The sequence below is a fragment of the Tistrella mobilis genome, from assembly GCF_039634785.1.
GTDB classification, from domain to species: Bacteria; Pseudomonadota; Alphaproteobacteria; order Tistrellales; family Tistrellaceae; genus Tistrella; species Tistrella mobilis.
In genome coordinates this window covers 77,577-89,507 of sequence record NZ_JBBIAB010000004.1, presented here as the reverse complement: position 1 = coordinate 89,507, position 11,931 = coordinate 77,577, and the positions used below count along the sequence as shown (strand labels likewise).

Sequence of the window (11,931 nt, the reverse complement as noted above, 5' to 3'; positions counted from 1 at the left end):
CACCTGACACGAGGCCCGGATGTTCGACTGGAACGACCTCCGCTTCTTCCTGGAAGTCAGCCGCCGCGGCCGGCTGGTGACCGCTGCGCGTCATCTGGCGGTCGATCATACCACCGTCAGTCGGCGCATCCAGGCCCTGGAAGAGCGGATGAACACCAAGCTGTTCGATCGTACCCCCGCAGGCTACAGCCTGACACCGGCGGGCGCGCAGCTGGTGGAATATGCCGAGGCGATGGAAACCACCGCCTTCGCGATCCAGGAAAGCATCGCGGGCCAGGATCTGCATCTGTCGGGCACCGTGCGGGTCGGGGCGCCGGAAGGCTTCGCCACCGCCTTTCTGGGGGCCCGGCTGCAGCCCTTCTTCGCCAGCCATCCGGGCATCCAGATCGATCTGGTGGCGGCGCCGCGGTATCTCAGCCTGTCGAAGCGCGAGGCGGACCTGGCCATCGGGCTTGCCCGGCCGACCTCGGGCCGGCTGGTGGCGCGCAAGCTGACCGATTATCGCCTCTGTCTTTATGCGACGCCCGCCTATCTGGAGCGCGCCGGCACGCCGCGCACGCTGAAGGAGCTGGAAGGGCATGATTTCATCGGCTATGTCGACGACCTGATCTTCGCCCCCGAACTGCGCTATCTGGACAAGCTGGTCCGGGCGCCGCAGGTGGTGATGCGATCCACCAGCCTGGTGGTGCAGCGCGATGCGACGCTGGCCGGGCTCGGTCTCTGCATCCTGCCCTGTTTCGTGGCGGCGACCGTGCCCGGCCTGGTGCCGGTGATGCCGCGCGAGACCAGCATCCAGCGCAGCTTCTGGCTGGTGACCCATGCCGATCTGCGCGACATCGTGCGGGTGCGCACGGTCGCCGAATACATCCGCGATCTGGTCCGCCGGGAACAGGATCTGCTGATCGGCCGCGGGCTGGACGAGACGCCGTGACCGGCCCCGCACGGTTGTGGACCGCCGGGCCGGTTTGCGCCTAGAGTCGGCTCCATGACGGGGTGTCTCGCGTTTCGGTTGGGGGCCGGGCGCAGAGCTGGCACAAGACACGACGGCAGTGGGGGCAGGGGCATATGGACGGAGTGACCGGAGCGTCGTTCGGCGGCGTTGCGCAGAGCGCGTTCGGGGTGCTGGCGCTGGTGGCGCTGGCCTGGATGATCGGCCGGGCGCCGAAGGGGGTGCCCTGGCGGGCGGTGGGCATCGGCATTGTGATCCAGGTGGTGATCGCGCTGATCCTGCTGAAACTGCCCCCGGTGCAGGCGGTGTTCGTCTGGATCAATCAGGCGGTTTCGGCCCTGGTCGCCGCCACCAAAGCCGGCACCTCGGTGGTCTTCGGCTATCTGGGCGGCGGTGCGGCCCCGTTCGAGGCGACCAATCCGGCCAATTCCTTCGTGCTCGCCTTTCAGGGCCTGCCGCTGATCCTGGTGGTGGGCGCCATTGCCGGGCTGCTCTATCACTGGGGTGTGATCCCGTTCTTCGTGCGCGCCTTCTCCAGGCTGCTGCGCCGGACCATGGGCATCGGCGGTGCGGTCGGGGTGTCGACCGCGGCCAATGTCTTCGTGGGCATGGTGGAGGCGCCGCTGTTCGTGCGGCCCTATCTGGCCCGGCTGTCGAACCCCGAGCTGTTCATGGTGATGACGGCGGGCCTTGCCACGCTGGCCGGCAATATGATGGTGCTTTATGCCGCCTTCCTGACCGGCACGGTCGAAGACCCGATCGGCCAGTTGCTGACGGCATCGCTGATTTCGGCGCCGGCGGCGCTGGTGGTGGCGATGGTCATGATGCCGCCGGTGGCCGGCGCCCGGGCTGTGGACGATGATGCGACCGCCCCGCCATCGGATGCCGCGACCAGCCTGGAAGCGGCGGTCATGGGGGTGATCAACGGCGTCAACCTGCTGATCAGCGTGGTGGCGATGCTGATCGCCGGCATCGCGCTCGCCGCCCTCGCCAACATGATCCTGGGCCTTGCCGGTGACGTCTGGGGCGCGCCGCTGACGCTGGAACGGATGCTGGGCTGGATTATGGCGCCGGTCGCCTGGGCGATGGGGATGAGCTGGCCCGAAGCCCTGGCGGCGGGCCCGCTGCTCGGCACCAAGGTCGTGATCAACGAGCTGGTCGCCTATCTGCAGTTCACCGCCGACCCCTCGGCCTTCAGCCCGCGGGCCCGGTTGATCCTGACCTATGCCCTGGGCAGCTTCGCCAATATCGGCAGCCTGGGCATCATGATCGGCGGCATGGTGGCCATGGTGCCCGAACGCCGCACCGACATCGTCCGGCTGGCGCCGCTGTCGCTGGTGTCGGGCACGATCGCGACCTGCATGACCGGCGCGGTGGTGGGGCTGGTGGTCTGGTGATCTTGAACTGCGATATGTCTGCAAAGATTCTGCAATTTTTGGTTGATGGTGATTGGTGATTCAAAATATCATCATCCCAAGACGATGGCCTGTCGCGCCAAAGACGACAACGGTCAACCGCTGACCATCATGCGCCATCGGACCTGATGCCGGAGTGGTGAAACTGGCAGACACCGGAAGTGCGGCCCTGGTCGTTCTTCCGTCGGGGCCTCCGTGTCCTTGCAGGTTCAAGTCCTGCCTCCGGCACCACCTTCCTCTTCCGCTCAAGTGCTGCCCTGATGATTGTGCCGTCCTGCCGACGGCCGATGGGGCACCCCTGCGTCGATTTCGAGGAACGTGCCCGATGACCGATGCCGTGCTGGTCTTCCCGCCCTCCTATTACCCATGGTTCGTGGCGCCCGGCCTGTCGCACCTCACCGCCTGGTTGCGGTCGCGCGGTTGGCAGGTGGTGCAGCGCGACGCCAACATCCCCGCGATCGAACATGTGCTGCGCCCCGAAGCGCTGGCCCGTGCCGGCGCACCGGCCGAACTGGTGTCGGGGATCGGCCCGGCGCTCGCCACCATGCGCGACTGGCAGGCGCATCACGCGCTTGAACCCTATCTCGCCGCCAAGCAGGTGATCGAACAGGCCTCGCTGGTGATCGATGCGGCGGTGCCCGACACCTTCCGCATCTTCCGCAACACGCTGCAATACATCTCGGCCCATGATGCCCGCCGGCGGGCGGGGGTGATGGCGGCGGTGCGCGACCGCGAAACCCATCTCTTCCACGACTATTACCGCGATGTCGAGGTGCCGGCGATCCGGGCGCTGCAGCCGCGGCTTGTCGGGCTGTCGGTGAACGACCATCACCAGCTGATCCCGTCGATGGTGCTGGCCTCGATGCTGCGCGAGGCGCTGCCCGACACCCATATCACCATCGGCGGCAATCTGATCGCGCGACTGAAGACTTCGCTGGAAGCCGACGAGCCCGAGACCGCGGCGCTCTATTCCGTGGTCGACAGCTTCATCCATCACGAGGGTGAACAGCCGCTGGACCAGCTGCTTCAGGAACTGGTCCATGGCCGGGTCGCCAACCGGCCGGTGCCGCAGGTGATCCGCTTCGACGGCGCCCGGCCGGTTTCCGGCCCGCCTTCCATGCCGATCGCGCTCGACCGCCTGCCGCGGCCCGACCCCGAGGCCTATGCGCCCTGGACGCCCGAGCCGGTGACGGCGCTGAACATCTATCGCGGCTGCTATTACTCGGGGATCTGCAGCTTCTGCGACATTAACGAGGGCTATGACAGCGTCACCCACGAGACCCAGCCCGACGGGGCGGTGAAGGTGAAGTTCCGCAAGCGCCTCCGGCCGATCGAGATGGTGGCCGAGGATCTGGCGGTCTGGCATGGCGAGACCGGCCGCACCCGGTTCAGCTTCACCGATGAATGGTTCCGGGTCTCGGAAATGCTGGAACTGGGGGAGCATCTGGCCCGGCGCGGACTCTCGGACATCCACTGGGAAGCCTATGCGCGGTTCGAGCGGGCCTATCTGGAGCCCGATACCTGCGTGCAGATCCGCGAGGCCGGCGGGCGTTTCCTGCAATTCGGGCTGGAGAGCATCGCGCCCGCCACATTGAAGGCGATGAAGAAGGGCAACACGCCCGACGAATATGCCCGCAGCCTGGCCAACACCACCGCGGCGGGCATCTGGAACCATGTCTTCTTCATCGTGGGCTATCCGGGTGAGCCCATCCATCATGTCCTGCCGCTGTTCCGCTTCCTGACCGAGAAGGGGCGGGACGTGCTGACCGTGAAGCCGACCCGCTTTCAGCTGGCCCGACGCGCACCGCTGATCCACACCCCGCCCGAGGGTATCGAGGTGGTGCCGGAAGAGGCGTGGGACTTTTTCATCAACATCCCGTTCCAGTACACCCAGAGCTGGTGGTGCAAGCGCTGCCGCACCGAACTTGCCGAGGATGCCATGGTCATGAAGCAGGGCCGGCCGAAATGCGCCGCCTGCAACAGCTGGGCCGAACGCTGGGCGCCGCTCAGCCGCAAGGCGGTCGACGGGATCTATACCCTGTCGGAAGTGCTGTGCGAGCGGCACTGGTCGCATCCCGCCACCAGCCTGTTCCCGTATGTGGCGCGGCTGTTCCTGTCGGAGGCCCAGATGACCGACTTCGCCGCCCGGCTGCCCAGGCTGTCGACGGTCGATGCGTCGGCAATCGATCAGGCGCTGATCAAGGTCCGCGGCGCACTTGCCCGCGAGGCCGAGATGATCGACGGCATCGGCCGGGTCTATGCCGAGAGCGGCCTGAAACTGCCGAAAAAATTCGAGGGCTATGACGATTTCCTGGGCCATTGCATGGCCTGGACCGAGGCGGCGGCGGCCTGACCCTGCGCTTGATCAGTCGACGCAGGCTCAGCTGTCGGGCAATATGCGCGGACAGACGTTTTGAACGAACGTCTGAATGACAGAGCCGCCGCGCATCTTCCGGCAGGGCATCCGCCCGCCGGGCGGGCCGAGGCGGCCGCCCAGCGGAGGAATGCCCGTCGATGACCGCCGATCCCTTCGACCTGGCCCGGCCAGAGGTGCAGGACCGCCTGACCGCCCATCTGGAACAGGCGGTGCCCGGCTTTCGCGGCCCCGTGCGCCTGCATCGCTTCACCAATGGCCAGTCGAACCCGACCTTCCGGCTGGATACCGATGGCGGGTCCTATGTGCTGCGCAAGCAGCCGGCCGGCAAGCTGCTGCCCAAGGCCCACCAGATCGATCGCGAGTACCGGGTGCTGTCGGCGCTGGGGCCCACGCCTGTGCCGGTGCCGGCGGCGCTGCATTACTGCACGGATACCGGGATCCTGGGCACGCCCTTCTATCTGATGGGGCATGTGGCGGGGGCCACCTTCGGCGATATGCGCCTGCCGGAGCTGACGCCTGATCAGCGCCGCACGGTGTGTTTCCGACTGATCGAGACGCTCGCCGCCCTGCACGAGGTGGATGTGGCGGCGGTCGGGCTGGGCGATTACGGCCGGCCGGGCGGGTTCTACGAGCGGCAGATCGCGGTCTGGACCCGCAATTACCGCGCGGCCGAGACCGACCGGATCGAGGGTATGGAAGCCCTGATCGCCTGGCTGCCCGCCAATATGCCCAAGGACCCCGAGCGCACCACCCTGGTCCATGGCGATTTCCGGCTGGAAAACTGCATCGCGGCCGAAGACGGCTCCGGGATCCGCGCCGTGCTCGACTGGGAGCTGTCGACGCTGGGCGAGCCGCTGGCCGATCTGGGCTATCATCTGATGCACCACTACATGCCGGCGGATGACTTCGGCGGCTATGTCGGCATCGATATCGCAGCCCTTGGCCTGCCGGCTGAGGCCGAGCTGCTGGACCATTACGCCCGGCTGACAGGGCGGCCGGCGATCAACGACTGGACCTTCCACGTCGCCTTCGCGCTGTTCCGTTCGGTCGGCATCCTGCAGGGGGTCTATGCCCGCGCCCTGCAGGGCAACGCCTCGTCGCCTTACGCACTTGAACGCGGCCGCAAGGCCCGGCTGGTGGCCGATGTCGGCCGCCGGCTGATCGAGGCGCGCGGCTGACCTTTGCCTATGCGTTCCGCTTTCCAAAACGACCAGACCCGGGAACCGATGATGACCACGCCCACCCGCAACACCTTCGACGTCGCCGGCCGCGGCATCCTGATCACCGGCGCCAGCCAGGGGCTGGGGGCGAATTTCGCCCGCACGCTTGCGGCCCATGGCGCGAAGCTGGTGCTTGCCGCCCGCCAGGTGGCGAAACTCGAAGCGCTTCAGGCCGAGATCGAGGCGGCCGGCGGCAGTGCCGCAACCGTGGCCATGGACGTGATCTCGGGCGCCGCTGCCATCGATGCCGCGATCGCCGAGACCGCGGAGAAGCTGGGCGGGCGGATCGACGTGCTGATCAACAATGCCGGCATCGCCGTGTCCAAGCCCTTCCTGAAGCTGACGGAAGAGGATTGGGATGCGACGGTCGACACCAACCTGAAGGGCGCCTTCCTGGTCGCCCAGGCGGTGGCGAAGCGGATGGTCGAGACCGGTGGCGGCAGCATCGTCAACATCGCCTCGGTGCTGGGAACCGAGGTGATGGGCAATCTGGTGCCCTATTGCGCGTCGAAGGCCGGCGTCAACCACATGACCCGGGCGATGGCGCTGGAGCTGGCCCGCTACAACATCCGGGTCAATGCGATCGCCCCCGGCTATATCGAAACCGACATCAACGCCTCGTTCTTCGAGACCGAGGGCGGCCAGAAGCTGCTGCGCAAGGTGGCCCAGCGCAAGCTGGGGGCGGCGGTCGATCTGGACGGCGCACTGCTGCTGCTGTCGTCGGATGCTTCGGCCTTCATGACCGGGTCGGTCGTCACCGTCGACGGCGGCTTCGGTCTGGCGTAATCTCTGGTCCCATGTCACGGGCCGATTACACATATGTCCACCCCTTCGAGGTGCGCTTCTCCGAGGTTGACATGCATGGGCATGTCTTCAACGGCCGCTATCTGGATTTCTTCGACACTGCCGTCACCGGCTTTCTGGTGGCGCGCGGCTGCGACGAGATCCTGGCGGTGACGGGTACCGAAGGCGGGGAGGGCGATGCAGGGGCTGCCGATCCGGCGGCCCCGGTCTATTTCGTGCGCCGGGCGGCCGTGGATTTCCTGGCCCCCGTGCGCTTCCGCCACAGCATCGAGGTCGGGGTGGGGATGGCGAAGCTCGGCCGGTCCTCTCTGGCCTTCGCGCTCGAGGTGTTCGGCGCGGGCGAGGATGTGCCACGCGCCCGGGGCGAACTGATCTGGGTGGCGGTGGATCGCAGCACCGGCCGCAGCGCCGAACTGCCGGCCAGCCTGCGCGCGAAGCTTGAACCCACGCTTCTGCCGGGCGGCGCATGACCGCGATGACGGGTCGGGCCCTGATCTTCCGACGCTTCGGCGACCCGGCCGAGGTGCTGGCGCTGGAGGCGCAGCCCGCACCGGCACCGGCTGTCGGAGAGGCGGTGGTGGCCATGACCCATCGCTCGATCAATCCGTCGGACCTGATCCCGATCACCGGCGCCTATGCCCATCGCGTGGCGCCACCGCGCATTGCCGGATACGAGGGCGTGGGCATCGTCGAGCGGGCTGCGGACGGATCGTGCCTGTCCCCCGGCGACCGGGTGCTGGCGCTGCGCGGCAGCGGTACCTGGGCCAGCCGGGTGACGGCGCCGGCATCGTTCTGCGTGGCCGTGCCGGCGGACATCCCCGACGAGGCCGCGGCCCAGGCCTATATCAACCCGCTGACCGCCTGGGCGCTGCTGGTCCACGAACTGGCCCTGCCGGCCGGTGCGGTGATCGCGATCGACGCCGCCGGATCGGCCTTCGGGGCCTGCGTGCTGGCCTTTGCCCGGCGGCATGGCTGGCAGGTGGTGGCGGTGACCACGGCGGCGGCACGAACGGGTGCCCTGCAGGCGGCCGGCGCTGCCGCTGTGGTGGTGACCGAAGCGGGCGAGCCGGCGGTGGAGCTGGCGGTCCGGCTGCGCCGGGCCGCGGGCGGGCGGATCGATGCCGGGCTGGACGCCGTGGGCGGCGAGATCGGGACGGGCGTGGCGCTTGCCGTGTCGCCGGGCGGCGCGTTCCGCTTCTATGGCCTGCTTTCCGGCCGCAGCCTTGGGGCCGGTCTTGCCGGAGAGGTCGCATCCGGTGTAACGGTAAGACCGTTCTGGTTGCGGCATTGGCAGGATCAGGCCGGCGCCGATGCCTGGCGGGATGGCTTTGCGGAGATCTTCGATGCCATCCGGTCGGGCGATCTGTGCCTGCCGGCCGAGGCGGCCTTCGCGCTCGACGACTGGCGGGCGGCGCTGGCCGCGGCCGGGCGCCGCGACCGTCGGGGCAAGATCCTGCTGACGGGCGGCTGACATCGCCCGCGCGGCCTGCCCCATCCGAGGGGAGATGCGCAATGCGGGCCAGCGGCAACACACGGCACCACGCCATGTTTCAGGCCTTCGTGGAGCGCGCCCGGGCCCGCCCTGCCGACGAGGCCCTGGTGCTGGGCCAGGTCCGGCTGGATTATGGCCGCCTGCTGAGCCGCGGCCTGGCGGTGGCGGGCGCCATTGCCGGCCTGCCGCGGCCGTCGCCCTCTGCCATGGCGCGGCGGCCGCGCCCTTTGCGTCCATTGCGGCTGGTCGCCCTGGTCGCCGGCAACCGGATCGAGTTCGTCGAAGCCTTTCTCGGCACCGTCATGGCCGGCGCGGTGGTGCTGGTCGTCGACCCCAAGCTGACCACCGCCCAGGGGCTGAAACTGTTCGAGCGGCTGGCACCGGATCTGGTGATCCACGACCCCGCCGTCGCCGGCTGGGTGTCGAGCCCCGAGGCCGGGCTGCTGGCGGGCGGATTTCTGGCGCTGACCGGCGGCATGGGCTGCCCCTACCGGCTGTGGCGCGACCGGGCGATGGGGGAGCAGCCTGCAACCGCAGATCTGCCGGCCGCGGTGGCACCCGATCAACCCTTCCTGATCGCCACCACATCGGGCACCTCGTCCGAGCCCAAGGCATTCATCCGCGATCACCAGAGCTGGGCCGAGAGCTTCCACAACAGCATCGCCGAATTCGCCATCGCACCTGGCGAGACGGTTCTGGCGATGGGGCCGCTGGTCCATGGCCTGTCGCTCTATGCGACCATGGAGGCGCTGGCCGCCGGCGCAACGGCGGTGCTGCTGGACCGGTTCGACGCGACCCGCGCCGCCGCGGTGGCCGCGGCGGAACGCGCCGATCTGCTGGTCGGCGTGCCGACGATGTTCGAGGCGCTGGGGCGGGGGCTGGACCAGGCGCGCGCCCGGCTGCCGGGCGTGCGGGCGGTGGTCTCGGCCGGGGCGAAGCTGCCGCCGGCGCTGGCCCGAAGCCTTGGCGCCGCCCTGCCGCGTGCCGAGATCCACGAATATTACGGCGCGTCGGAGCTGAGCTTCGTGACCCTTGCCCGCAGCGGCCGGGGCGACCCGGCCGAGTCGGTCGGGCGTGCCTTCCGGGGCGTGGAGCTGCGCATCACCGGCCCTGCGGGCGAGGCGCTGCCGGCGGGCGAGGTGGGGCGGATCGACATCCGCAGCCGCATGGTTTCGGCCGGATATGTGATGGGGGGCGAGGACGGCAGCGGCTTCGTGGCGCTGGAGGAGGGCTGGTCCACGGTGGGCGATCTGGGCCGGCTGGATGCAGACGGGCATCTGTACATTCTGGGCCGGGCCGGCGGCATGATCATCACCGGCGGGCTGAATGTCTATCCGGGCGAGGTGGAGGCGGCGATCGCCGCCCTGCCCGGATTGGGAGAGGCGCTGGTCTTCGGCGTGCCCGACCCCTATTGGGGCGAGGCGGTGGCCGCCGTGCTGCGGGCCGGGCCGGAGACGCCGCCGGTCGATCTGATCGAGCTGCGCAGCCGGCTGGCCGGGCGGCTGGCGCGCCACAAGCTGCCGCGGATGCTGTGGCATGTGCAGGACTGGCCGCTGGGCAGTTCCGGAAAGATCGCCCGCGGGCGCGTGCGCGCGGCGATCGCCGCCGGCGAGGCCGGGCCGCCGCAGCTGCTGGACGAGGGCGCGGCGGGGGGCCTGCCCACCCGCTGACCCCCAACCCGGTGACCACACATCGAGATTTCGGCGACGGCTCCATTGACGCCTGAAGACTGACGAATTATCTCTTTCGTCAGGAATCAGTCGTCAGACCCGGAGATTGAGGCTCGCCCGCACGCCATGGCCCCCCGCACCGACCACGACGAAACCCGCGTCCGCATCGCCGACGTCGCCGAAGAGCTGTTCCGGCGGCTGGGCTATGCCAAGACCACGGTCGCCGACATCGCCGCCGAACTCGGCATGTCGCCGGCCAATGTCTATCGCTTCTTCCCGTCGAAGGGCGCGATCGTCGAGAGCATCTGCAGCCGCTATCTGGAAGAGGTGGTGGTGCTTTGCGATCGCATCGCCGACCGGCCGGAGCCGGCGGCGGCACGGATCGAGGCGCTGGTGCTAGGCGTGCTGGACTATCACCGCCGGATCGTGCTGCGCGAACAGCGCATCCACGATGTGGTGGTGATCGCGATCCGCGAGAACTGGCAGGCGATCCTGGCCCATAAAGACCGGATCCGCACCGTGATGGCCCGGATTCTGGCCGACGGCGTCCGGCGCGGCGAGTTTCCGGGCCTGGATGCCGAAGATGCGGCCTCTGCCTTGTTGAGCGCCGGGACCCGCTTCTGTCATCCGATGATGATCGCCGACCACCTGGACGACGATCTGGATGCCGAGGCAAGGCAGATGTTGCGCTATCTGCTGGCGGGCTTCGCAACCGCCGGACGCCCTGCCGGTTGACAACCGGACTCGCGCTGCGGCCGCCCCCCCACCGGCCGTGGTTCATAAAGCCTGACCGCCGCAGAGCGCGGCCGAGGAGCCAGACGATCCATGAACCGCACCGAAACCGGGCCTGCACGCCCTGACCTCGCCCGTTCTGCACGGCGCCCGGCCGTCCTGTTTCGCAGCGTGTCCGCCGCGGCGCTGATCGTGGCGGCGGTGGGGCTTGCCGGCTGCAAGGAGCAGACCCGTGCCGATGCCCCGCCGCCGGAACGGCCGGTGAAGGTGGCGACGGTGCGTTATGCCTCCACGGCCGAGACCCGCGATTTCGTGGGCGTGATCCGTGCGCGCACCGAAAGCGCGCTGGGCTTCCGGGTGGCGGGCAAACTGGTCGAACGGCCGGTGGATGTGGGCGACCGGGTGACGGCGGGGCAGGTGGTGGCCAGGCTGGACCGGACCGATCTGGCCCTGCAGGTGCGCAGCGCCGAGGCCGAGCTGGATGCGGCGCGGTCGAACTACACCCAGGCCAAATCCGACGAGGCGCGCTATGCCAGCCTGCGCTCGCGCGGGTTTGCCCCGGTGGCCGAATACGAACGCAAGAAGGCGGCACTGGACGCCGCCGCCAGCCGGGTTGAACAGGCCCGCCAGTCGCTGGATCTGGCCCGCAACCAGCTGGCCTATGGTGACCTGGTCGCCGATGCCGACGGCGTGGTGGTCTCGGTGGGCGCCGAGCCGGGGCAGGTGGTGGCGACCGGCCAGACGGTGGTGACGGTTGCCCGCGACGGCCTGCGCGAGGCCGAGGTCGCCCTGCCGGAAAGCTGGCTGGCCGAGGCACGGCGCGCCCATGCCGCCGTCAGTCTCTGGGCCGACCGGGGCGAGGCCTGGCCCGCCAGCCTGCGCGAACTCGCCCCCCAGGCCGACCCGGTGACCCGCACCTATGCCGCCCGCTTCACCATCGATGCGGCCGGGGCCGAACTGCCGGCCTTGGGCATGACCGCGACCGTGACGCTGGCCCTGCCGGGCAATGGCGAGGTGGCGCGCCTGCCGCTGGCGGCGGTGATGAATGATGGCTCGGGCCCGTCGGTCTTCGTGGTCGACCCCGATACCTCGATCCTGCATCGCCGCAAGGTGGCGCTGCGCAGCTTCACCGAAGAGGTGGCGCTGGTCGAAGCCGGGCTGAAGCCCGGCGAACAGGTGGTGACGCTGGGCGTTCACCAGCTGCGAGACGGCGTGGCCGTCCGGACGCTGAAGGACGGCTGAGCCTCCGCTTCGCCGCCGTCACCCGCTGCT

General features: G+C 69.2%; 10 protein-coding genes and 1 tRNA gene. All 11 read left to right on the top strand.

Features of this window, described 5'->3' with window-relative positions:
- Positions 1-19 precede the first annotated feature (19 nt).
- The 11 genes from WI697_RS06925 to WI697_RS06875 all read left to right on the top strand — a co-directional run bounded on the left by WI697_RS06925 (position 20) and on the right by WI697_RS06875 (position 11,901).
- Entirely contained in the window at positions 20-931 is a 912-nt protein-coding gene (locus WI697_RS06925; RefSeq protein ID WP_345957933.1) for a LysR family transcriptional regulator, read from the top strand.
- Positions 932-1,065: 134 nt separating this feature from the next.
- Positions 1,066-2,346: a NupC/NupG family nucleoside CNT transporter gene (locus WI697_RS06920; protein WP_372097457.1), complete on the top strand. Its 1,281-nt coding sequence runs from the start codon at positions 1,066-1,068 to the stop codon at positions 2,344-2,346.
- Positions 2,347-2,494: 148 nt separating this feature from the next.
- Positions 2,495-2,595, top strand: a tRNA-OTHER gene (locus WI697_RS06915).
- A gap of 94 nt (positions 2,596-2,689) precedes the next feature.
- Positions 2,690-4,717, top strand: coding sequence for a B12-binding domain-containing radical SAM protein (locus tag WI697_RS06910; RefSeq protein WP_345957932.1), 2,028 nt, complete (start codon positions 2,690-2,692; stop codon positions 4,715-4,717).
- A gap of 161 nt (positions 4,718-4,878) precedes the next feature.
- Entirely contained in the window at positions 4,879-5,919 is a 1,041-nt protein-coding gene (locus WI697_RS06905; protein WP_345957931.1) for a phosphotransferase family protein, read from the top strand.
- A 51-nt stretch (positions 5,920-5,970) separates the two neighbouring features.
- Complete coding sequence (locus tag WI697_RS06900; protein WP_345957930.1) at positions 5,971-6,747, top strand: SDR family NAD(P)-dependent oxidoreductase; 777 nt, start codon at positions 5,971-5,973, stop codon at positions 6,745-6,747.
- An 11-nt stretch (positions 6,748-6,758) separates the two neighbouring features.
- Positions 6,759-7,235: an acyl-CoA thioesterase gene (locus tag WI697_RS06895; protein WP_345957929.1), complete on the top strand. Its 477-nt coding sequence runs from the start codon at positions 6,759-6,761 to the stop codon at positions 7,233-7,235.
- Positions 7,232-8,236 (top strand): zinc-dependent alcohol dehydrogenase family protein, encoded by a 1,005-nt coding sequence (locus WI697_RS06890; protein ID WP_345957928.1) that lies wholly within the window; start codon positions 7,232-7,234, stop codon positions 8,234-8,236. The genes WI697_RS06895 and WI697_RS06890 overlap by 4 nt, the downstream gene beginning before the upstream one ends.
- Before the next feature lie 41 nt (positions 8,237-8,277).
- Positions 8,278-9,927: a class I adenylate-forming enzyme family protein gene (locus WI697_RS06885; protein ID WP_345957927.1), complete on the top strand. Its 1,650-nt coding sequence runs from the start codon at positions 8,278-8,280 to the stop codon at positions 9,925-9,927.
- A gap of 126 nt (positions 9,928-10,053) precedes the next feature.
- Positions 10,054-10,662, top strand: coding sequence for a TetR/AcrR family transcriptional regulator (locus WI697_RS06880; RefSeq protein ID WP_014744900.1), 609 nt, complete (start codon positions 10,054-10,056; stop codon positions 10,660-10,662).
- A 90-nt stretch (positions 10,663-10,752) separates the two neighbouring features.
- On the top strand, positions 10,753-11,901 hold the full coding sequence (locus WI697_RS06875) for an efflux RND transporter periplasmic adaptor subunit (RefSeq protein WP_082828135.1): 1,149 nt from the start codon (positions 10,753-10,755) through the stop codon (positions 11,899-11,901).
- Positions 11,902-11,931 lie beyond the last annotated feature (30 nt).